The sequence below is a fragment of the Deltaproteobacteria bacterium genome (genome assembly GCA_016709225.1).
GTDB lineage: Bacteria > Myxococcota_A > Polyangia > Nannocystales > Nannocystaceae > Xiheibacterium > Xiheibacterium phototrophicum.
Map to the genome: position 1 here is coordinate 107,201 of JADJEE010000012.1, position 20,754 is coordinate 127,954.

The 20,754-nt window shown below is 71.4% G+C and carries 20 protein-coding genes; 6 read left to right on the forward strand and 14 right to left on the reverse strand.

Going from position 1 to position 20,754, the window contains the following annotated elements:
* The first annotated feature begins 135 nt into the window (after positions 1 to 135).
* Positions 136 to 345 carry a hypothetical protein gene (locus tag IPH07_25395; GenBank protein MBK6920756.1) on the forward strand — a complete coding sequence of 70 codons (210 nt, stop codon included), beginning with the start codon at positions 136 to 138 and terminating at the stop codon, positions 343 to 345.
* Between the two features lie 8 nt (positions 346 to 353).
* Here the strand turns inward: IPH07_25395 and IPH07_25400 are convergent, their stop codons facing one another.
* The 3 genes from IPH07_25400 to IPH07_25410 form a co-directional block, all read right to left on the reverse strand.
* Entirely contained in the window at positions 354 to 1,727 is a 1,374-nt protein-coding gene (locus IPH07_25400) for a PilT/PilU family type 4a pilus ATPase (protein MBK6920757.1), read from the reverse strand.
* Positions 1,728 to 2,014: 287 nt separating this feature from the next.
* Positions 2,015 to 3,130, reverse strand: a complete 1,116-nt coding sequence (locus IPH07_25405; GenBank protein MBK6920758.1) for an ergosterol biosynthesis protein — start codon at positions 3,128 to 3,130, stop codon at positions 2,015 to 2,017.
* Positions 3,130 to 3,924 carry an SDR family NAD(P)-dependent oxidoreductase gene (locus tag IPH07_25410; GenBank protein MBK6920759.1) on the reverse strand — a complete coding sequence of 265 codons (795 nt, stop codon included), beginning with the start codon at positions 3,922 to 3,924 and terminating at the stop codon, positions 3,130 to 3,132. The genes IPH07_25405 and IPH07_25410 overlap by 1 nt, the downstream gene beginning before the upstream one ends.
* A 209-nt stretch (positions 3,925 to 4,133) precedes the next feature.
* On the opposite strand from IPH07_25410, the gene IPH07_25415 reads away from it, so the two are divergent.
* The gene (locus IPH07_25415) at positions 4,134 to 5,198 is read left to right on the forward strand and encodes a hypothetical protein (GenBank protein ID MBK6920760.1); all 1,065 of its coding nucleotides are present in this window, start codon (positions 4,134 to 4,136) and stop codon (positions 5,196 to 5,198) included.
* 19 nt (positions 5,199 to 5,217) lie between these two features.
* Here IPH07_25415 and IPH07_25420 read toward each other — a convergent pair whose 3' ends face one another.
* Both IPH07_25420 and IPH07_25425 read right to left on the reverse strand, forming a co-directional pair.
* Positions 5,218 to 6,216 (reverse strand): hypothetical protein, encoded by a 999-nt coding sequence (locus tag IPH07_25420; GenBank protein MBK6920761.1) that lies wholly within the window; start codon positions 6,214 to 6,216, stop codon positions 5,218 to 5,220.
* 34 nt (positions 6,217 to 6,250) lie between these two features.
* On the reverse strand, positions 6,251 to 7,135 hold the full coding sequence (locus IPH07_25425; GenBank protein MBK6920762.1) for a universal stress protein: 885 nt from the start codon (positions 7,133 to 7,135) through the stop codon (positions 6,251 to 6,253).
* A gap of 145 nt (positions 7,136 to 7,280) precedes the next feature.
* Here IPH07_25425 and IPH07_25430 point away from each other — a divergent pair, with 145 nt between their 5' ends.
* Both IPH07_25430 and IPH07_25435 read left to right on the forward strand, forming a co-directional pair.
* On the forward strand, positions 7,281 to 8,330 hold the full coding sequence (locus IPH07_25430) for a hypothetical protein (protein ID MBK6920763.1): 1,050 nt from the start codon (positions 7,281 to 7,283) through the stop codon (positions 8,328 to 8,330).
* A 211-nt stretch (positions 8,331 to 8,541) separates the two neighbouring features.
* Complete coding sequence (locus IPH07_25435; protein ID MBK6920764.1) at positions 8,542 to 10,866, forward strand: sodium:alanine symporter family protein; 2,325 nt, start codon at positions 8,542 to 8,544, stop codon at positions 10,864 to 10,866.
* 21 nt (positions 10,867 to 10,887) lie between these two features.
* Here IPH07_25435 and IPH07_25440 read toward each other — a convergent pair whose 3' ends face one another.
* The 4 genes from IPH07_25440 to IPH07_25455 are packed head-to-tail and all read right to left on the reverse strand — an operon-like array spanning position 10,888 to position 13,962.
* Entirely contained in the window at positions 10,888 to 11,430 is a 543-nt protein-coding gene (locus IPH07_25440) for a TlpA family protein disulfide reductase (GenBank protein ID MBK6920765.1), read from the reverse strand.
* Positions 11,427 to 11,897: a hypothetical protein gene (locus IPH07_25445; protein MBK6920766.1), complete on the reverse strand. Its 471-nt coding sequence runs from the start codon at positions 11,895 to 11,897 to the stop codon at positions 11,427 to 11,429. The genes IPH07_25440 and IPH07_25445 overlap by 4 nt, the downstream gene beginning before the upstream one ends.
* Entirely contained in the window at positions 11,894 to 13,171 is a 1,278-nt protein-coding gene (locus IPH07_25450) for a hypothetical protein (protein ID MBK6920767.1), read from the reverse strand. Before IPH07_25450 ends, IPH07_25445 begins: the two co-directional genes overlap by 4 nt.
* Positions 13,172 to 13,182: 11 nt before the next feature.
* Complete coding sequence (locus IPH07_25455) at positions 13,183 to 13,962, reverse strand: type III pantothenate kinase (GenBank protein ID MBK6920768.1); 780 nt, start codon at positions 13,960 to 13,962, stop codon at positions 13,183 to 13,185.
* Between the two features lie 54 nt (positions 13,963 to 14,016).
* On the opposite strand from IPH07_25455, the gene IPH07_25460 reads away from it, so the two are divergent.
* Positions 14,017 to 15,831: a DUF2254 domain-containing protein gene (locus IPH07_25460; protein MBK6920769.1), complete on the forward strand. Its 1,815-nt coding sequence runs from the start codon at positions 14,017 to 14,019 to the stop codon at positions 15,829 to 15,831.
* Positions 15,832 to 15,868: 37 nt separating this feature from the next.
* Here IPH07_25460 and IPH07_25465 read toward each other — a convergent pair whose 3' ends face one another.
* The 4 genes from IPH07_25465 to IPH07_25480 form a co-directional block, all read right to left on the reverse strand.
* The gene (locus IPH07_25465) at positions 15,869 to 16,831 is read right to left on the reverse strand and encodes a hypothetical protein (GenBank protein MBK6920770.1); all 963 of its coding nucleotides are present in this window, start codon (positions 16,829 to 16,831) and stop codon (positions 15,869 to 15,871) included.
* 336 nt (positions 16,832 to 17,167) lie between these two features.
* Positions 17,168 to 17,716 (reverse strand): cupin domain-containing protein, encoded by a 549-nt coding sequence (locus tag IPH07_25470; protein ID MBK6920771.1) that lies wholly within the window; start codon positions 17,714 to 17,716, stop codon positions 17,168 to 17,170.
* Entirely contained in the window at positions 17,713 to 18,306 is a 594-nt protein-coding gene (locus tag IPH07_25475; protein ID MBK6920772.1) for a sigma-70 family RNA polymerase sigma factor, read from the reverse strand. The genes IPH07_25470 and IPH07_25475 overlap by 4 nt, the downstream gene beginning before the upstream one ends.
* Positions 18,307 to 18,532: 226 nt before the next feature.
* Positions 18,533 to 18,967, reverse strand: a complete 435-nt coding sequence (locus IPH07_25480; GenBank protein ID MBK6920773.1) for an SCP2 sterol-binding domain-containing protein — start codon at positions 18,965 to 18,967, stop codon at positions 18,533 to 18,535.
* A gap of 301 nt (positions 18,968 to 19,268) precedes the next feature.
* Between IPH07_25480 and IPH07_25485 the strand changes: the two genes are divergently transcribed.
* Positions 19,269 to 19,700: a hypothetical protein gene (locus IPH07_25485; protein MBK6920774.1), complete on the forward strand. Its 432-nt coding sequence runs from the start codon at positions 19,269 to 19,271 to the stop codon at positions 19,698 to 19,700.
* A 17-nt stretch (positions 19,701 to 19,717) separates the two neighbouring features.
* Here the strand turns inward: IPH07_25485 and IPH07_25490 are convergent, their stop codons facing one another.
* Positions 19,718 to 20,749: a hypothetical protein gene (locus IPH07_25490; GenBank protein MBK6920775.1), complete on the reverse strand. Its 1,032-nt coding sequence runs from the start codon at positions 20,747 to 20,749 to the stop codon at positions 19,718 to 19,720.
* Positions 20,750 to 20,754 lie beyond the last annotated feature (5 nt).

Sequence of the window (20,754 nt, forward strand, 5' to 3'; positions counted from 1 at the left end):
CACCCGCGGTCCCGGATTGGAGCCTCGCTGCGGTGCGAATTCCCGCTGGCGTGGGCAAAACGTCGCTTGCTCGTCCTCGTCGATCGCACCTTCGCCCGTCATGCTGAATTCGCACGAGGGACGATGCCACAGTCGATGCACGACGATGAAGCCGCGGCCCTGCTGCGCGCCGCCGAGCGCAGCCTCTTCGACGCCACCTCGCGGGTCGAGCAAGCCGTCGCCGCGCTCGCGGCCCACCCGGACGTCGACGGCGCTGCGGTCTACCGCCAGGCCCAGCTGTGGTCGAAGCTCATCCAGGCCGGGCTCGAGAAGCTCGGCCGTGGCATGGCCGCCCGCGCCGCCTGACGAGGCCGTCAGGCGAACGAGGTCGGTAGCCCGGCGTTCTTGAACAGGCCCACCAGGCCGGCCTTGTCGACGGCCTTGAGGTAGGCCTCGCGCGGCTCGACCAGATCACGCTGCACCAGGGCCAGCAGCGCGTCGTTCATCGTGACCATGCCCAGCGCCTTCGACGTCTGCATGACGTTGGTGAGCTGGAAGGTCTTGGCATCGCGGATCATCGCCGATACCGCCGGTGTCGACAGCAGTACCTCCTGCGCCGCCACCCGCCCGCCGCCCTTCTTCTTGCACAGCACCTGCGCGATGACGCCCTTGAGCGACTCGCTGAGCATCACCCGGATCTGCGCCTGACGATCGGCAGGGAACTGGTCGATGATGCGATCGACGGTGCTGGTCGCGGTGGTGGTGTGGAGCGTGCCGAACACCAGGTGGCCGGTCTCCGCGGTCTCGATCGCGATGGCGATGGTCTCGAGGTCGCGCATCTCGCCGACCAGCACGACGTCGGGATCCTCGCGCAGGGCCGCGCGCAGGGCCTGCTTGAAGCCCTTGGTGTGGGTGCCGACCTCGCGCTGGTTGATCAGGCACTTGATGTTGGTGTGCACGAACTCGACCGGATCCTCGATCGTGATGATGTGGTCGGTGCGGTGCTTGTTGATGTGGTCGATCATCGCCGCCAGCGTGGTCGACTTGCCGGAGCCGGTCGGGCCGGTGACGACGACCAGGCCCTTCGACAGGTTGCAGAGGTCGAGACACGCCTTGGGCAGTCCGAGCTGCTCCGCCGGCACGATCGCGATCGGGATCTGCCGCAGCACCGCGCCGACGCCCTTGCGATCCTCGAACACGTTCACGCGGAAGCGGGCCAGCCCGGGCACCTCGTAGGCACAGTCGGCATCGCGCAGCTCGGCGAAGTCACGACGCGTGCGCTCGTCGAGCAACGGCTCGACGAGCGCGAACACCTCGCGCGACGACAGCTGCGGCCGCTGCGTGAGCGGGGTGATCTCACCGTGCACCCGCAGCACCGGGTGGTTGTCGGCCGACAGGTGCAGGTCCGAGGCGCCACGCGCGATCATCTCGCGCAACAGCTCGTCGATGCGCTGGCCACCGGCTCGCTCCGGCGCGCTCGCCCGCTCCGGCGCGCTCGCTCGCTCCGGCGCGCTCGCTCGCTCCGGCGCGCTCGCTCGCTCCGGCGCGCTCGCTCGCTCCGGCGCGCTCGCCCGCTCCGGCGGCGGCGACCGCCGCTCCGGCGGCAGCGGTCGATCGGGCAGCGGCGTGCGATCGGCCGCGAAGCTGCGCTCGGGGACGCCAGCGGCGCGAGACGGGGCCGGAGCCGCCGTCGCGACGCGGGCGGGCGTCGACGCCTCGGGCGGCACGGGCGTGTCGATGCCCCGCATCGAGAGCGACAGCTCGCCGCCGCGACGCGAGGCCTCGATCACGTACTGCTCGCCTGCGTGCTCGAAGGTCACCGCGACGGGGGCGCGCAGCTCCGCGAGCTGGGCCGGCGAGAACACCTCCTGCGCGGCGGCGAGGATCGCCCGCGACGCCACCGGTGCACCGCCCGAGGCCGGCGCACGCCCACGGGTGATCACCGAGACCGGCGCACCGGCCTCGAGCCGCACGAGATCGGCGTTGGTCTGCCGCAGGATGTCGAGGTAGGGCGCGAGGCTGGACATGGGGGCCTTCAGTAGATGCCAGGGACGATGCGCCAGCGCACCCGTCGACAGTACGCTTCCCACAATGGGCCGTACTTCGCGGCGCAGCGGCGATGGTCGTCGCGCTCGCGCGGGACCAGCAGCACCACGTAGTAGAGCGGGTACAGCCACGGCCCGAACGCGGCGAACCAGCCGTGCGCCGACGTCTGGGCCGCCCAGTCCGGCGGCCACGACAGCGCGAGCGCGAGCCCCGACGCCATGAGGATCTCGCCGAGGTAGTTGATGTGCCGCGACAGTCCCCAGAAGCCGCTGCACAACAGGCGTCGATCGCCGTGCTCGAGCGCGACCGGCTCGAACAATCCGAGGAAGCGGTGGTTGGGGTCGAGCTTGAACAGGTACTTCTGCAGGTTCGCGCCGCGGGCGAGGCACCAGCCGGCGACGAACGCGGCCATCGCCAGCACCAGTCCGCCGGGCGGCGTCGTGCCGCCGCCGCAGTCCGCCACCGCCCATAGCCCCACCGCGTAGAAGCTGGGATAGAAGGCCAGGCAGCCCCAGCCGAGCTTGAAGCCCACGCGCTCGGCGAAGAAGTCGTAGGTGTAGAGGTGCACGCGCTCGAAGAAGAGGTAGTCGAGCACGAAGAACGAGAACGCCGCCAGGTGCAGCGCAGCCCCCGGCACCGCGGTGCCGCCGCGCAGCAACACGTGGTGGGCGAAGAACGACTGCAGGTTGAGCTGCAGCAGCACCGCACCGGCGAGGTAGAGGAACATCTTCACGTCGACGCGACCGCCGAGCAGTCGTGGGTTCTCACGGCGGCCCAAGAACAGCTCGCGCAGCAGCGCTCCGCCCTGCGAGGGTGCGGTGAGCACGACCACCAGCGTGAACACGAGGCCGATCGTCACCACGCCGGCGAGCACGCCCACGCGGTGCTGCCACCAGAAGTCCCACGCGATCACGCCGGCGTTCGCCGCCAGTCCCTGGATCGTCGCGACCGCGATCAGCACGAGCATGCCGTTGCAGCGGTAACGCAGCGGCGCACCGTCGTCGTCGCGCACGTAGCCGGCGATCCACGGGGTCGGGATCGCAAGGTGCAGCAGCAACGTCAGCGCGTAGAGGCACAGCGGTGCCGCGAAGCCCACGAGATCCATCACGACAACCCCTCGGTCGACGAGGCCATGATCGCGATCGCGACGCGGCGGGGCAACATGCGCCCGAGGATCCAGCTGGCGATGCGGTTGAGCCAGCCGGGAATGACCCGAGGGCCGCGGCCCAGCGCGCGCAGGGTCGCGGCCGCGACCGCCGCGGCGTCGAGCGTGCCCGGTGCCTCGCGGACACCCGCCCGCGCCTGGTAGCCGGGCGTGCGGATCGCCCCCGCACAGACCGCGAGCACGTCGACCCCGAGCCCGCGCAGCTCGGCCCACAGGCCCTCGGCGAGCACGCTCGAGAAGGCCTTGCTCGCCGCGTAGCTGGCCAGCCGCGGCGTGCCCTGCTGCCCCGCCAGCGACGACACCAGCACGATCCCGCCGCGACGGCGCACGCTCATCGGCGCTGCGAAGGCGCGGGCGAACTGCAGTGGTCCGCGGACGTTGACCGCGACCACGCGATCGAGCTCCGCGGTGGTCCGCTCGAGCAACGGCCCGAGCGGCGCATAGGCAGCGTTGTAGATCGCGAGCCCGACCTCGAGGGTCGCAGTCGCGGCGACGAGCCGCGTGATCGCGTCGGTCTGCGCGAGGTCCAGCGCGAGCGTGCGGACCTCCACTCCGCAACGATTGCGGAGCTCGTCGGCGCGAGCCTCGAGCATGTCGACACGACGGGCGACCAGCACCAAGTCGAAACCTGCACGGGCCAAGGCCTCGGCAAACGCCGCTCCGAGCCCCTCCGAGGCCCCTGCGACCACGGCCCAACGTCCCAGACGATCGTGCAGCGAGGAGGAGGTCGACATGGTGCGAACGACGATGGTACCCGCGATCGTCGGTCGCCTGGGGCCTGCGAACACCCGCATGCGCACGCGCGTGGGTGCCCTCGACCCCGTCGTCTCCCACGTCGCGTGCACGCCTCGCGTGGGTGCAAGTGGTTGCCCGTCGTCAGCGCCCCTGGCTACCTTGGAGGCGGGGGCGGACGGGGAACCAACACCCGTCTTCGACAACGACCATGAAGCATCACGATCGCAGCACGACGACGAGAATTCCCACCTGGTTGTACGCGAGCATCGTGATGGTCGCCTGCGAGCCCGCGACCGTGGACGACGACGGTTTCGGGTTCCAAGCCTCGGGCAGCACCGGCGTGGTCGCGACCGGCGGCAGCAGCAGCGGCGCCGGCGAAGCCGCCAGCGCCACGCTCTCGGCCTCGTCGACGATCTCGACCTCCGCCGACGAGTCGAGCACCGGCGTCGACGAGTGCGGCGTCGGGGCCCACTGCGGCGACCCGGCGCCCGCGAGCTGGTTCGGCCCCACCGTCATCGCCAAGGTCGGTGACGGCGTCGCGATGCCGGACTGCCCCACCGACTACCCCGAGGCGGGCCCCACCATGCTCGAGGGCTACCACGACCCCGGGCCAGCGCAGTGCGACTGCACCTGCGATCTCAACGTCTCGCAGACCTGCACCTCGTACACCTATTCGTACAGCGGCGCGGCCTGCAACACGTACCTCAACTTCCAGCAGTTCTCCCAGGACTGCCACGACTTCGCGATCGGCGGCAGCACGTACTTCTACATGTACCAGGCGCAGCAGCCCTTCTGCATGCAGAACAAGGTCGAAGAGTTCCCCGAGGCCACGTGGGACGCGACGATCCGCAGCTGCAAGCTGCCCGACGACGCGGTCGCATGCGGCAACGGTGGCGCATGTCAGCCCGATGCCCCCGAGGGCTTCGAGGCGGGCCTGTGCATCTACAAGCAGGGCGACGCGCTGTGCCCCGAGGGGCAGTACAGCGAGAAGTTCAGCTACTGGGCGGGCGTCGACGATCAGCGCGACTGCAGCAGCTGCACCTGCGGCACCGCGACCGCGACCTGCACCGGCAGCATGCACGTGTTCGACGGCATGGCCTGTGGTGGCAACCAAGTCGCCGACGTGCCGAGCAACTACACCTGCGTGCCCGCGACCGGTGCGTCGGTCGGGCTGAACTTCACCGGCATGTCGGATTGCCCGATCGCAACCGCGCCGGAGCCGACCGGGACCATCGCGCCGTCCGGCAACTTCACCTTCTGCTGCCAGCCGTAGCGCGTCGCCAGCAACGGCGTCACAGGCCGGCGAGGAACTTCGGGATCTCGGGGTTCATCCACGTGCGCCAGGTGTGCGTCGCGGCGTGGGTGCAGAAGGTCGTGCGCTCGGCGCAGCCCTGGTAGTCGAGGCACTCGGTCGGCAGGCCGTCGGCGTCCATCGGATCCCAGCTGCTGGTGGCGTCGCTGCAGCCGTTGACCGCGACCCACTTGTTGCGCGACGCCTGCCCCTGGCTGTACGGCACCACGTCGTCGGTACTGCCGTGGATGATCATCGCGCCCACCGGTGACTGGCAGGTGTCGCCGGGGCTGGGCCCGCCGCCGCCGACCGCCGCGATGCCGCGCAGGTAGTTGCCGCGGTAGCACGCCAGGTAGTTCGACATGTACGCACCGAACGAGAAGCCCATCGCGTAGATGCGATCGAGGTCGAGGCACAGCTCCTGCGCGAACGCATTGGCCATCGCGTCGAAGAACGCGATGTCCTCGCCATTGCTCGCGAGGTCCCAGCCGGTCTCGGTGCCGACCTGCATCAGCCCCTGCGGATAGACCACGATCACCGGCTCGGGCCAGTAGTCCTCGAGCTGGTAGATGCTCTGCGCGAGCGCACTGTCGCCGCCCTGGCCGTGGAAGCCGAACACGATGGGATAGGCGCGGTCGCGATCGTAGTCGGTCGGTAGCACCAGCAAGTAGCTGCGCGGCGTGCCGTCGACGTCGATGGTGCCGGAGGTCACCGTCTGCGGATCGGTGCCGCAGCCGGGCGAGTGGCCGAGACCACCGGTGCCGCTCGAGTCGTCGACCGAGCCCGTGGTGGTCGGCGACGTGCTGGTCGAGCCCTCGGTGGTGGCGGTCGTGTCGGCGGTGACGGTCCCCGAGCTGTCGCTGCCGTCCACGACGGTGGTCATCGCGACCGTGCTCGACGACTCGCCGCTGCTGCCAGTGCCGGCCATGGGCCCGGCCTCGGAGGAACAGCTGGACAGCGACGCGATCAACAACGAGGAGGCGATCGTGCGGGGCGACATGGCGACGCGCACGACCATACGCCGACCCCGCGCGCTATGCACCCCAGGTCGGCGGGACCATCGCCACCGCGGCGCGGGCCCAGCAGCTGAGGTCGGTGCCGACGCTGGTGATGAACATGCGCTCGATGGTGCCCATGCCGCGCGATCCGCAGACGATGATCGGCGCCCCCTCGACCTCGGCGATCGAGGACAACCGCGCGATCACGTCGCCGTGGGAGACGACCGCGGCGGCGGACTCGAGGCCGTGGTTCGCCATCCAGCCCTTCAGATCGCGCTCGCGGTCGAGGCCCGACTGGCTGAGGAACTGGTCGACGGTCGCGTCGGGGAGGTAGCGCGCCATGTCGGTATCGGCCGGGACCACGTGCGCGACCACCAACGGGCGACCGGTGACGTGGGCGAGGCGCTTGGCGAAGCGCGCGGCCGAGCCCGCGGTCTCCTCGAGATCGGTCGCGAGCATGATCGGCCCCTTGCCGATCTGATCGGCCCGCAGATCGGGCGGCACGACGATGGTCGGACACGGCAGGCGACGCACGATGCGGCGCGCGACCCGACCCAGGCGCACGAGGTTGCGCTCGTTGCTCGGCGCCTGGCGACCGATGATGAGCGCGTCGCCGTGCTCGGCGTCGAACTCGCGGACCAGGGCCTCATCGGCGACCACGCCGCGAACGATCCGCGCGGGCCCGGCGACCCCGCCCAGCTGCGCCTTGTCGAGCTGGTCGGTCGCGGCGCGGCGGGCGAGGTCCTCGACGGCGTCGATGTGTTGGTGTCGCAGTACCTGCAGCAGGTACGACTCCTCGAGCACGTGCACCGGCACGAACGACGGCCGCTCCGACTCGATGTGGTTCGCCGCCAGCCAGGTGCCGAAGTTGAGTGCGCCCGCAGCGGTCTCGCGCAGGTCGACGCCGATGATCCACTTCATTGCTGCCCTCGCTCCCGCGGTCGCCCGCGCGTTGCGCCAGCATAGCACCGATGGCGCCCCATCGGCCCTCCCCATCGAGGGCGGCAGGCACTGCGCGGCGGCGGACCGACTTGCCGCAAGCGTCGCGGTCTGCAAGAAAGGGCGCGTGCCGGCCTTCGTGTTCGCGACCTGCCTGCCTCGCTCGGCGACGTGGCTCAAGCGCGAGCTGGCGCGCACGCGACCCGATCTGCGCCCGGCGTACTCGCGGCCCGGCCTGCTCACGTTGCGCACCGACGCCGAGCTCGACGATCCCGAGCCGCGCTCGCCGTTCGTGCGCGCGAGCGGTCGCTCACTCGGTATGGCGGCCGACGTCGACGCGGTGCTGCCGGCGATGGCCTCACTGACCGCGGCGCGCCTGCGGCTGCACGTGTTCGCCCGCGACCCGGTCGATCCGGATCGCACACCCGACGATCCCGACGCGGTCGCGCGTTGGCGGGAGCCGCTGCTGCAGCGCCTCGGCGATCGCGTGCACGAGGATCCGCGCGCCCAGCTCGGTGACGTCGTGCTCGACGTGGTCCTGCCGGCCCCGGGCGCCACCGACCCGGCGCTGGTCGGGTGGCACGTGCACGACGAACGTCGCGGCGATGCCCCCGGCGGGGTGCGTCGCGTGCCGTTGCCCGACGACGTACCGTCGCGTGCCTACGCCAAGATGGAAGAGGCGCTGGCGTGGTCACGGCTGCCGCTGCGCGAGCGCGACGTGGTGGTGGAGATCGGTGCCGCGCCCGGTGGTGCCGCGCTGTCGCTGCTGCGCCGCGGCGCCGACGTGATCGGCATCGATCCCGCCCGCATGGACGAGCGCGTGCTCGCGTACGGGCGCGACGGCCGCTTCCGCCACCTGGGCATCCACGCCGAGCGCGTGCGCACCCGCGATCTGCCGCCCGCGGTCGACTGGCTCGTGCTCGACGCCAACGTCGCGCCCCACCGCGCGATGACGGCGCTCGCCCACCTGCTGGCGCTGCGGCGCGACAGCATCCGCGGGCTGCTGCTCACGCTCAAGCTCAACGACGACGGCGTGGTCGACGATCTGCCGCGGCTGCTCGACAAGGTCGCCGAGCTGGCCGAGCTCCCCGACGCAAGCGCGCTGCGGACCACCCAGCTGCCCAGTGCCCACCGCGAGGTGGTGGTCTGGGCCGACCGACGACGCGCCGGCGCTTGAGCGCGCGATCGCCAACTCGGTTGGCGCCGTCGACAACCGCAAGCGCCCGCCGCCACGCGCCAACCCGGTGCTCTCGCGGCGCGAGCGGATGGACCCGCCACGACGACGCGAGCAGGGCGGCCCACCCGCCTCGAACGCCCGCCTGTGCCGTCGCGCCACCGACGGCACCCTTTCGGCACGCGGCCTGCAGCGCTACCCTCTGCCGCCGACCATGGATGCGAACCTGCTGACCGAACTCGCCGCGCGTCTCTGGCAGCCGTGGGTCGCTGCGTTGCTGCTGCTCGCGGCCGCCGTGCTCACGCTCGCGACCGGCTTCGTGCAGCTACGAGGCCTGCCCGCAGCCGTTCGCCAAGCGCTCGCCGCCCGTCGCGGCGGCGAGGAGGCCCGCTTCGCGATGCTGGCCGTGATCGCGGCCAGCTGTGGCATCGGGGGGCTGGGTGCGGGCGTGCTCGCGGTGCAGTGGGGCGGACGCGGCGCGCTGATGTGGATGTGGATCACGATGGTGCTGGCGATGGCGTTGCGCTTCGCCGACGCGGCGCTGCGCAGGCCCAGCCCCACCGCGGTGACGCCGGCGAGCCCCAAGGCCGGCGGCGGAGCGATGGGCCTCGTGATGCTGCTGGCCGGCCTCGCGGTGGCCGGATCGCTGCAGGGTCAACAGCTCGGCACGATGGTCGAGACGCTCTGGGACGGTGCGCCCCTCACCGGCGCCATCGCCCTCGCGGTGCTCGCGGTGCCGCTGCTGTGGCTCGACGCCGGTCGCCGCGTGCTGCTGCAAGCGGCGCCGTGGGCCCTGCTCGGCTGGCTCGTCATCGCGGGCGTGCTGCTCGCGCGCGACGACCTCATGCTCTCGTTGGCGCTCGGCGACGCGTGGGGCGAGGCGTTCGGTCTGCAGCCGGCCGTGACCGGTGCGCTCACGGGTGGCGCCGCCCATGCCTTCGCCGAGGGCGTGCTCGCGGCGGCGCTCGCCGGCGCGGTCGGGCCCTCCTCCACCAGCCCGCGCGCACGCACGCACGTGGCCCTGCTCGCGCCGCTGGTCGGCATCGGCCTCATCGGCTCGCTCGGCGGACTCGTGGCCGCGACCGCGCCGAGCCGCGACAGCATCGTGCTGCCCGAGCCCACGCCGCTCGAGCGCTACCACTCACGGGGTCTGCGACCGAGCCAGCAGGTCGGACAGACCGTGGTGATGCCGGTCGACTCCCCGCTCGAGGCCGACAAGTTCTACGCGTTCTTGCTGCGCAGCAACCCCCGCGGCATCGCGTTCGCGCAGCTCGACGGCAAGAACAACGCGGTGCTGGTGCCGGGTTGGCAGGTCGCCGACGGCGTCCACGACGTCATCTTCCGCATGCGCGAGAAGGACCCCGCCGCCAAGAACATGAGCTGGGACGTGCGCGTGCCGTGCAACCGCGAAGAGGTCACGACGCGCGACGGCTCGCACCTGGTCAAGCTGACGCCGGTGAACCCCGACCTCGAGCTGCGCAAGCTCATCGCGTACTACGAGCTCAGCGACAAGCCCTACGTGCCGCTCGCCGACGCCCACTTCGTGGGCAAGCTGGGCATCGCACAGAGCCCCGACGAGAACCTCGGGGAGCACCTCGCGATGTTCGAGGCCGAGGGCGCGGATCGGCCCTTCAACCCCAAGCTCCACGAGTTCTTCCGCGGCGGCTACCGCGGGCCGTACGCCGACATCGAGCAGGAGCGACCGCCGATGGGGTGGATCGCAGTCGCCGGTTTCGAGGCCGAGCTCGGCACCAAGGTCGCACTGCGACTGCCGGCGTCGTCGCGCGGCGAGCCGTTCGTGCGGGTCAACCGCGCCGGCGGCATCGAGGCGCCCGCCTGGGACCTGCTGATGCGCGCCGACGAGCTCGTCGTGCGCCACCAGAGCGACCCCACCCAGGACATCGTCATCCCCGTGCGCGCGCGACTCGACGGCTATCGCATCCGCTACGAGACCGACGATCCCGAGTGGCAGGACTTCCGTGCGCTCGCGAGTCGCCAGGGCTTCCTGCCGACCCCGTTCGTGCGCGTGCGCGACGTCGACTTCGACGCCGAGGTCCACGGCGACGCGCGGCTGGCCCCGGAGTTCCGGGGCCACCGCTCGCTGGTGGCCCTGCACGAGCTGGTCGAGCCGCAGGGCCCGTGGGGCGAAGTGCTGCCGTACCACCCGCACCCGATGGAGCTGGTCGGCTCGGGCATGCACGGGCCCGTGCTCGCGCGCGACGGTGCCGCGGTCATCGCCGGCCGGTTGCGCGACGAGTCGGGCGATCAGCCGCGGTGGCTGGGCCACCTCGCGGGGGTGCTGGCGTTCGTGCTCGCGCTCGGTTGTGCGGCCGGCTGGACCCACCTGCTCGCGCCGGGGGTGTCATCGAAGATCACCGTCATCGTGCTGGCCTCGGCGATGGCCGGCGGTGGCGCGATGGCGTGGCCGGTGGCGCAGGCCTTCGCCGCGGTCGCGTTCGCGGTCGTCGTCATCGCGGTCGCGATCGCCGGGCTTCGCGGCCTGGCGACCGTCCGCGCCGCCGCCAACGACCCCGAGTGATCGTCGCTGCGCGCCTGCGCTTCAGCGCAGCAGCGCGTCGACCTCGTCGGCGATGGTCTCGCCCCGCACGCGGCCCTGGTGCACGTGGCGGAGCTGACCTTCGCGGTCGAAGATCGCCGTGTGTGGGATCGGGCCCACCCCGAACGCGCGCGCCATCTGCCCGTCGTCGATCGCGATCGGCACCCGCAGGCCGGTCGCGCGTCGATACTGCTGCGCCACCGCGACCACCTGCTCGCGCGTGAGCCCGCCGCCCTCGCGGTTGACGGCCACCATCGCCACGTCGTCCGGCGACCAGCGACCAGCCATCTGGTCGAGCTCCGCCAACTCGTCGCGACAGTAGGGGCACCACGTGGCCCAGAACGTCACGACGTGGACGCGGCCGGCCAGCGCCGCGGTGTCGAAGCGCCCGCCCTCGAGGCGCTCGACGGCGAACTGCGGGACCGGCTTGCCGGGGCCGAGCGGACCCATGCGATCGAAGCGCCGTAGCCCCTGCACGAGGTCGCCGACCGCCGCGACGCCCACCAGAGCCGCGAGCACGATCCCGGCCAGCGCCGGCGCCTTCACGTGGCCACCTTGCGGGGCTCGATCGCCGCGCGCACTGCGAACGCCCAGCCCAGCGCGGCCAGGCCCGCCAGCAGCGGTGGCAGCCACGCACCCGCGGGTCGCCAGGCCCCGTTCGCGATCAACAGGTGGCCGATGGCACCGACCGCGATCATCGGCGCCAGCAACGTGCCCGCACGGTGCGATCGCGTGCGACCAAGCACGAGCTCGATGGCGAAGGTCGCGACGTAGGGCGCCAGCAGGGCGATCGCAACGTCGGCCGCGCCGAGCAACAGCGCATCGAAGCTGCGCAGCGCCACCAGGCGCGCCGTGACCTCCACCAGCGCGTAGACCGAGGTCGCGGCCAGCCACGCCAGCAGGGCCCAGGTGCCGTCGCGGGCGCCCTCGTCCGGCGCCATCGCGACCAGCGTCTGGCGCGGCGTCACCAGGATCCCACCCTGCCGCTGCAGCCAGCGCCACGCGGCGTTCATCGCCGCTGCTCCAGCTTGCGGCGCGCCGCGGTCGCGAGTGCCGACGGGATGTTCTTCGAGAACGCGACCTTCTTGACGTCGTGCGGGTGCAGCCGCACCAAGAAGCCCATCGCCGTCGCCATCGGCGTCTTCGGGTTCAGCACCAGGTTGAGCGTGATGGCGTAGTTCTTGGTCCACTCGCGGCGCTTCGAGATGTACGTGACGACGTCGCGCGCCAGCGTGCGGTTGGCCGCATAGCCCATGACCTCGTTGTCGTTGACCTTGGGCGACTTGATCGCGCTCATGGCCACCGCCTTGTTGCTGTCTCGCACGAGCACGAAGCGCTCGAAGGCACCGCCCAGCAGCGCCATGCGCATCTTCTCCATCGGATTCATGCGCGAGATGATGAAGAAGAGCCCCTGCCCGCCGGTGGCCTTCTCGGCGACCGCCGCCGCCGCCTGCTGCACGGCCTCGTCGAGCGGCAGATCGAGATCGAGGTTGGCCTCGTCCATCGGCAGCGACAGATCATCGACGGCCGACTGCGCGAACATGGCCTCGAGATCGAGCACGTCGACGCTCCCCCCGGCCTCGACCCGCACCGCGTCGAGGTCGACCTCGTCGCCGACGGCGGCGTTCTGGAAGGTCTCGATGACCTTCGCGTGGGTGTCCTGCAGGCCCACCGTCGCGCGCTTGAAGAGGTCGTCTCGCTCGGGCTGCGGTGCGGACTCTTCGAGCAGCGCCGTGCGGATCTCGTCCATGTTGGGCAGCCGCACGTCGATGTTCTCGCGCACCGCGAACTCGAGCATGCGGTGCACCACGCTCATGCGGCAGTTCGGGTTCTGGTACAGCGATTCGACGATCGCCGGGTGCCGCATCCATCGTTCCTGGTTGTCCGCGAGCACGTCGCACACCGCATCGGGGCAGACCCGCGCGATGCCGGCCAGAGTCTCGTCGTCGACCTGACGGTGTCGCACCACGCGTTCGAGCACGTCGGTGTTCCGCGGCAGCTTGCGACCGAGCAGATCGAGCACGCCGGCCGGCAACGTCGCGTCGTCGAGCGCACCGTTCAGGATCGCCGGCGGCAGCCCCTCGAGGGTCTTCGACGCCACCGTGGCGAGGTCGGGGTCGTTCGAGACCCAGATCTGATACAGCGCGATCAGTAGGTCGCGCGGCGGTAGCGGGGCCAGGCCGCGCGCAACCATGCCGCGCAGGGGCGCGGGCGCATCCGGCCCGACCACGCGCCACACCCCGGGGCCGGCCTCCTGCTGCTCGAGCGCGCGATGGGCATAGGCCACGTGCTACCGCCTCACTTGCCCCGGTTGCGCGCATGGATGATGCGCAGGCCCTGCAGCACCAGCGCGTCGTCGACGGCGTCGATGGCGTTGGTGTGCGCCGCCAGGGTTGCCGCGAAGCCACCGGTGGCGACCACCCGCACCGGGAAGTCGGCCTCGTCGCGGATGCGCGCGATGAGGCCCTCGACCAGCCCGATGTAGCCGTTGACGAGGCCCGATTGGATCGCACCGACGGTGTTGCGACCGATCACGCGATCGGGCTTGGCGGTGTCGACCCTCGGCAGCTTCGCAGCGCGGGTGAACAACGCGTCGGCGCTGATGCCGATGCCGGGCGCGATCGCGCCGCCGAGGTACTCGGGCGCCGGCGAGACCACGTCGAACGTGGTCGCAGTGCCGAAGTCGACGATGATGATGCCGCAGCCGTCGCGGCCGTGGGCCTCGTGGGCCGCGACGGCGGTGACGATGCGATCGGCGCCGACATCCTGCGGGGGGTCGTAGCGGATCGGCATGCCGGTACGGACGCCCGGTCCGACCACGAGTGGATCGAAGCCGGCGTAGCGCACCAGCGCCTCGCGCAAGGCCGAGAGCGCGGGTGGGACCACGCAGGCGATGATCGCGTCGCCGACCTCCGAGAGCGCGAGCCCGGCCAGCTCGAGCCCCTGGCGCAGCGCAATCGCGACCTCGTCGCGCGTCCAGCCGTGACGGGTGGACAGTCGCAGCTCGCAGCGCAGCTCGGCGCCGTCGAAGACACCGAAGGTCGTGTGCGAGTTGCCGACGTCGATGGCGAGCAACATCGTCGTAGTCGTCACGATACCTCGCCTTTCGGGCATCTGCTACCGTCGTAGCCCGTGGGCGAACGCGATCCAGCGCGCGACGGGCAGCCGGCCCAGGATGGCGCCGCCGGGGGCGCGGGCGCGTCCGACACGTTCGCGGGCCGCACGCTCGGCGTGTTGGTGCAGTTTCGCAGGGCCGCGCTGCCGAGCGCGACGTGGACCGTACCGGTCCTGATGATCCTCGGCATCGCGAGCCTCATCTACCTGAGCTCGTTCTGGCTCGACGTGCTGACCGCATCGCGGCATCGCCAGGGCGACGACGGTGCCTCGCTCGCCGGCCTGCTCGACACCGTGCTCGACCAGGACATCCAGCAGGCCCGCAACACCCTGGGCGGGCTCGGCGAGGTGATGGCCGCGGTGCTCGGCCTCGCGCTCACGGTCTCGAGCATCATCGTGCAGCTGGCGGCGACCCGCTTCACGCCCCACATCACGGGGCTGTTCTTCCGCGCGCGCACCAACCTCGTCATCCTGGGCTTCTTCGTCACCTCGAGCGTGTACGTGCTGTGGGTGAACTTCTCGGTCGGCGACCACTACCTCCCGCACTGGGGGGTGTTGTTCTCGATGCTGCTGATGACGACGAGTCTGTTGCTGCTGTTTCCCTACTTCGCCTACGTGTTCGACTTCCTCGATCCCGAGAAGATCGTCGGCCGCATCATGGACCACGGCCTCGCCGCCGCGACGCCGTTGCGCGGCCGCGCCGCACAGGCCACCGACGACCGCCAGCTGCGCGCGGTGGAGGCCGTCGAACACCTGGCGAACATCGGGCTCAACGCCCTGCAGCAGAAGGACAAGGGCATCGCGTCGGAGTCGATCGACTCGCTGTGCGAGTTCGGCGTCCGCTACGGCGAGACCAAGGCCGCGATGCGCCAGGACTGGCACCGAATTCCCGGGTGGAACCGGCAGAGCCCCGACTTCGTCAGCCTCTCCGACGAGGCCGTCGACGACCTGCGCCGTCGCGGCACCTGGCTCGAGTGGAAGATCCTCCGCCAGTACCAGATGCTGTTCGGCGAGGCGCTCGGGCAGATCAAGGACACCTGCTACCTGATCGCGATCGACACCCGGCGGCTCGGCGAGGCCGCGGGCCGGCGCGCCGACGTGCACGCGCTCGATCTCGCGATCAAGTTCTTCAACACGTACCTGCGCGCGACCGTCAACGCCTCCGACATCCGCACGGCCTACAACATCCTCCACCAGTACCGTCAGCTGGCGGAGTTCGTGCTCTCCCACAGCCGCGAGGTCACCAGCGACCGTGAGCGTCGCGAGAGCCTCGAGCACCGGGCGCTGCAGATCGCCCGCTTCATGCGCTACTACTCCGCGGTCGCGTTCGAGCGCGGGCTCGCGTTCATCACCGAGGTCATCGCCCACGACATCGGGACCCTGTGCGAGCTCGCCCATGGCCTCGGCTCGCGCGCGCACGACGAGTTCCTCTCGGTGTTCCTCGCGGTCGACGAGCACGCCGAGACCAAGGAGCAGGAGAAGTCGCTGCGCGGGGTCCGGCGTGCGCAGGTGAAGCTGGCGACGATGTACCTGTGCCACGGCGCCGAGGCGGTCGCGCGGCGCATCCGCGACGACATGGCCGAGGAGCCGCTCGAGCGCCTGCGCAGCATCTGGCAGGAGCTCGAGTCGCTCGAGAACCGCGAGTTCTGGGAGGTCAACGACCGCGGCACCAACTTCGACTACCTGCCGCCCGAGCAGAAGAACCAGCTCGAGACCTACTTCGGCTGGTTCCCTGGGCTCGAGCCGCCCGCCGCCGCCCGGGCCCGTCGCACCACGTCGTCGCTGCTGCCCGAAGCCGCGCGACCCGCCGCGATGCGCCGCGGCCAGGCCTGAGGCCCGCCGCAGCAACCATCGACGCGGCGCGTCGCTCTCAGCGCCAGTCGTGGCGCGCGAACCAGCCGAAGTCGACGTTCATGCCGACGTAGCCGCCCGACATCGCGATCTGGCTGCCGGAGGCCCAGCGCTCGCGGGCCACGAATCGGTAGCCGCCGTTCAGCCCCAGCCGCATCCACTTGGTGAGCGCGAAATGCATGAAGGCGCCCGGCTCCGCGACGAACATCTTGACCCGCTCGACACAGCGCGCGTCGACGTTGCTGTCGTGGCGACTGCCCTTGCGCGAGATGCAGCCGACGCCGACGCCGAGCAGCGAGTCGATCCCGAGCTCGAAGCGACCGCGACGGATGACCGCGACGCCGATCTGAACCCCGCCGTAGGCCATGGCGAGATCGTAGGTCTTGCCGCTGGTCCCACGCAGCGGCGGACCGAAGCGCTTGGTCATCCGCACGAACGAGCCGCCGATCGAGAAGCGCTCGCCGAGCAGGAGTCCGCCGCGAACGTTGGTGAAGCTCGCGGCGCGATGGGACGCACCCCCGAGTCGCCAACCGAAGCCACCGTAGCCACCGACGAAAGGGCGGTGCCGTGGGGTCTCGACGGGTGCGGCAGGGGGCAGCGGCGGCACGGCGACACGCTGCGTCACCACCACCGTCGTGGTCGTGGTGGTGGTGTTGCTCGGCGTCGTGGTGGTGACGCTCTGGGTGGTGGCGGCGGGGGTGTCCCAGCCCGGGGCGGGCTGCTCGGGCCGAAACGGATCTCGCATCGTGCCGGCGGGCGCCGCCTCGAGGCCCGTCGCGCCGAGGCTCGGCGCGGTCACGGCCGCCGCGGGATCGGGGCTCGCAGGGGCCGGGGCCGAAGCCGAAGCCGGAGCCACCGCGGTTGGGGCCACCACCACCGGCGCAGGCGCTCCCACGGCGGTGGGTGCCACGCTCGGATCGGCCACGGCGAAGGCGGACTCGAGGGCCAAGAAGGAGACCACGCTGAAGCCGAGGGCGAGCATCGTTGCGTCGATCCGAGCTTGCCCCTTTCGTGCCGGTTCCGCCACCCGTTTTGGGACCGTCGCGCGCGCGCGCCGTGCATCGCGTCACCGCCGGTGGCGCATGGTGACTCGCCCCGGCCACACACACTCCAGCGCGCAGCCTCGCACCCGCGGAACCAAAATGGGGAGGCCAACGGTCCCGCTCGCGCCCCCCCGGTGCGAACGGGACCGCGGCCCCGCCTCAATGTCCCTGGCGTAGAGACACCAGGCCGGCGGAGCGCTTCCGGACGGCGCGAAAAAAAACCGACGGCCGCGGGGCGCGCCCGCGACGGAGGTGCTCGACGCGGCGCCGCAGCGTCAGGCGCCGTCGTCGTCGTCGCCGAGGAAATCCATCGCGATCACCACGGCCGCGTAGATTGCGTCTTGGTCGCCGACGACGGTGAGCTCGTGGCTGGTGCCGTCGGCCATCACGAAGAGGTCGCCGGCGCGGTACTCGTTGCCGTGCTCGTCGCGTACGCGACCTTGCAGCACGAGCATGCGCTCCTCGCCGACGTGTCGATGGGCGGGGAAGACGCCACCGGGACGCAGGCGCACGAGGCCCGCGTGGGCCTCGCCGAGTCCGGGGCCACCGTCGAAGTCGCGGAAGCTGCAGCCAGGCAGCAGCTCCTCCCAGGCGTCACCCGGGCTCACGATGGTGTCGATCTCGCGCTGGGTCTCGGACTCCGGCAGATCGAACAGCGACATCAGCCGGTCGAGGAACGGCAAGAAGCGGTCCCGGCCGCCGATGCGGGCGAACAGCGACGCGCGCAGCGAGGGCTGCGGTGGCGGCACCGACGGCAGCGCGTTGGCGAGTGCCTCGAGGACGAGGGGATCGAGCAGGTCGTCGTCGTTGGTGGCGTCGATCATCGCAGGACCTCCCTTCGTGCCGATGGCCCGGCCGCGTCGACGCGCCCCTCGTCGATGTGCATCACGGAGCGCAGCTTCGCCAGCCCCGCGGCGGTGCGCGACTTGACGGTGCCCAGTGGCGAGCCCATCCGGGTCGCGATCTCCGACGAGCTCAGGCCGTGGAAGTAGGCCAGCTCGATGACCTCGCGTTGTTCGACGGGCAACTCGGCGAGCGCGCGGCGAACCGCCTTGCGGTCGGGCTCGAGGCCCGGATCTTCGCGCTCGTCGGTCACCGCCGACACCGGCTCGCCGTCGTCGTTGGAGACCTCTCGGCGGGTCCGCGCGGAGCGGAGTCGATCGAGGGCGCGGCTGCGCAGGCGCACCAGGATCCACGTGCGCACGCTGCCCCGCGCGGGATCGTAGCCGGCGGCGTGGCGCCACACCTCCAGAAACACGTCGTGCACGAGGTCCTCTGCCATGGCGCGGTCCAACAGGATCTTCTCGGCCATCGTCATGAGCAGACCAGCGAATCGATCGTAGATGATCGAGATCGCTCCGACCTCGCCCCGCGCCGCCTCGCGCATGAGATCGACGTCGTCGAGCTCGCTCACGGGGGTGCTGGGAGGTGCCGACACCACGTGCCGGCGACGGTACGTCACCGTCCATTCGCTGGTCAATTGCAGCTCCACGTCGCCGAGGTCCCGCTCCTTCCGGCCTGCGGAGCCGGTCTCGCAGCGGGTACGGCGGCCGGGGTGGATTCGGATCGGCCGCGCCATGCGGAACGGCTGCGACGCCGCCGCCGCACCGGCCCGACGCCGGATCGCGCGCGACGGGGGCTCAGCGCTCGGTCGGCGCGTCGGGGTCGGCGTCGGCCTCGAGCTCGGCGGTGCCGCCAGCGCCGTCGGGGCCGTCGCTCGGCACGTCGTGGAAGCGGTAGAAGGCCCGATCGTAGCGGCGCATCTGCCCCACGTTGGTGACCTTGATGCGCCCCTTCACGAACGCGAACACGGCGTTCAGCTTGCCGGTCTCGATGCCGAGGAAGGTGCGCTCGTCCATCGTGATGTTGCACGTCGGCTCGCCGACGAAGCCAGGCTCGACGTGGCATGCACCGTTCTCGATCACCACCGTCCACTGCGGCGTCGCGGACTCGCGGATGTCGAAGTGGAACACCCCGCGGTAGTCCTTCACGCGATCGAGGCGCAGCCGTGCGGGCAGGCAGCGAAAGATGGCCTCCACCTCGGCGGGGGTGTCGCGCATCGATGGTCGCGTCACGGGTGGCAATCCTAAGTGGGGGAACCGCCCGCGTCTACGTCGGGGCGCGTGCGCGTGGATCGGAGTCGATCGCCCGCGTCGCCGCACATTGGGTCGATCCGAAGCACGGGCCGCGCCGTAGAACTCGGGTCCGGGTACCCACCCGGCCCCGGGATCTCCACCCGGCAGTTCGAGACGGTCCATCGTCGGTCCATCGGCGGGAGCCCGGGTCTTGGGGCGTATGGGAGTGCGTCCCAAGGCCCGGGTGTCCACTGCGCCGTTTTTTGCGGGCGCCGACGGGCCCTGTAGACTCCCGCGCACGATGCAGTTGCCCGACGCGCTGAACGTGCCGCAGCTCGACCCTCGCGCGCTCGCGCAGGTCCGTCGGCTGTGCGACGCGATCGTCGAGAGTGCCAAGCTCGGGCTCGATCCCGGGCTGTTGGTCGAGTCACTGAACGACTGCACGGCCAACGAGTTCTCGGCGCAGGATGTCGTCGACGCCGCCGCGCGCATGGGCACGCAGACCCTCGCCTGCCTCGCGATGTCGCCGCCGACGCCGCGGGTCGACGCCGAGCTGCCGGCGTGGACCGAGGTGATCACCCGCATCCGCGCCGGGGTCGCGACCGGCTTCGAGCGGGCGTGGTGGCTCGAACTCATCGACAACGCGAGCGGCCACGACGACGCCGTCGCGCAGGTGCTGGCCCCCGACGCCGGCGATCCGCACAGCATCGCCACGCGCTTGTTCGCGCGCTAGCAGAGGGGCACGCCCGGCTAACGCGGGCCATCCGCAGGGGTGTCGCCGGTGGCGGTGGCGGCCGCGACCGGCTTGCCCGCGGCGGCCGGATCGGCGGGCACGTCGATGCGGCGGAAGCACGACCACGTCAGGCAGTCGCGCAGCGCGTTGGCCTTGTGCATGACCTCGCGGTGTCCGACGTGGGCGCGGATGAAGGCCACGCGGGCGTGCACCATCGCGGCATCGACGAGGTGACGATCGTCGCGTTCGTGCCGGCAGTGGATGCCGTCCTGCGCGAGCTCCATCCGGAGTCGCTGACACTGCCACGCGACCTCCTTCACGCCGTACCACGCCATCAGCTTGTGCCGGCGCCGCGGTGCGCTCTCGTCTCGCCGTGCGAGCACCCAATTGCGGAACTCCTCGCGCGCGCCGTACAGCGCGTCGAAGAGGTAGAGCTCGTTCACGCTCCAGCCACCGTGGGTCACGCACTTCGCGGCCACGCGGTAGCCGCCCGAGTGGGCCGACAGCGCGGTCACGCCGACGCGGGCGTCGCTGCCGATCGCAGCCTCGCCGAGCGCGTCGGCGACCTCGGCGCGTTGCAGCGCGGGCCGCAGCTCCCGCAGGAAGCGATTGAGACCGCCGACCTCGTCGAGCTTCCCGAAGCGCCCGTCGTTGGCATCGACCGGCCCCTGCGGCACCACCAGGATCGCGTTCTGCTCGCCGGCGTGGAACTGCTCGCGCAGCTGCTTCTCGGCGACGGTCTTGCGCGCGTGGGTGCCGTGACCGTGGAAGTGCACCAGCACGTCGAGCCCGTCGCCTTCACGCGCACGGTAATGGCGCGGCACGAACACCAGGGTGCTGTCGTCGGTCCACTTGGCGCCGGCGTACGGGTACGGCCCGTTGCGCATGCCCAGGATGATGGTCCAGCCGAGTTCGTCCGCCTCGATGCTGCGGATCTCGGTGTCACCCGCGATCTCGGCGCGGGCGCGCCTCGGCAACCACAGGCTCGGTGCGACCGCAGCGACCGCGATCGCCCGCGTGAGCCCCCTGCGTCCGAGCCGCCACGTCATCGCCG

Excerpts from the sequence above, each read along its gene's own strand:
- IPH07_25485 (MBK6920774.1), top strand. The coding sequence starts at position 19,269 with ATGCAGTTGCCCGACGCGCTGAACGTGCCGCAGCTCGACCCTCGCGCG.
- IPH07_25410 (MBK6920759.1), bottom strand. The coding sequence starts at position 3,924 with ATGTCGACCTCCTCCTCGCTGCACGATCGTCTGGGACGTTGGGCCGTG.
- IPH07_25415 (MBK6920760.1), top strand. The coding sequence starts at position 4,134 with ATGAAGCATCACGATCGCAGCACGACGACGAGAATTCCCACCTGGTTG.
- IPH07_25490 (MBK6920775.1), bottom strand. The coding sequence starts at position 20,749 with ATGACGTGGCGGCTCGGACGCAGGGGGCTCACGCGGGCGATCGCGGTC.
- IPH07_25455 (MBK6920768.1), bottom strand. The coding sequence starts at position 13,962 with ATGTTGCTCGCCATCGACGTCGGCAACTCGCACACGACCTTCGGTGTC.
- IPH07_25465 (MBK6920770.1), bottom strand. The coding sequence starts at position 16,831 with ATGCTCGCCCTCGGCTTCAGCGTGGTCTCCTTCTTGGCCCTCGAGTCC.
- IPH07_25435 (MBK6920764.1), top strand. The coding sequence starts at position 8,542 with ATGGATGCGAACCTGCTGACCGAACTCGCCGCGCGTCTCTGGCAGCCG.
- IPH07_25470 (MBK6920771.1), bottom strand. The coding sequence starts at position 17,716 with ATGATCGACGCCACCAACGACGACGACCTGCTCGATCCCCTCGTCCTC.
- IPH07_25400 (MBK6920757.1), bottom strand. The coding sequence starts at position 1,727 with ATGCGGGGCATCGACACGCCCGTGCCGCCCGAGGCGTCGACGCCCGCC.
- IPH07_25425 (MBK6920762.1), bottom strand. The coding sequence starts at position 7,135 with ATGAAGTGGATCATCGGCGTCGACCTGCGCGAGACCGCTGCGGGCGCA.
- IPH07_25420 (MBK6920761.1), bottom strand. The coding sequence starts at position 6,216 with ATGTCGCCCCGCACGATCGCCTCCTCGTTGTTGATCGCGTCGCTGTCC.
- IPH07_25405 (MBK6920758.1), bottom strand. The coding sequence starts at position 3,130 with ATGGATCTCGTGGGCTTCGCGGCACCGCTGTGCCTCTACGCGCTGACG.
- IPH07_25445 (MBK6920766.1), bottom strand. The coding sequence starts at position 11,897 with ATGAACGCCGCGTGGCGCTGGCTGCAGCGGCAGGGTGGGATCCTGGTG.
- IPH07_25395 (MBK6920756.1), top strand. The coding sequence starts at position 136 with ATGCACGACGATGAAGCCGCGGCCCTGCTGCGCGCCGCCGAGCGCAGC.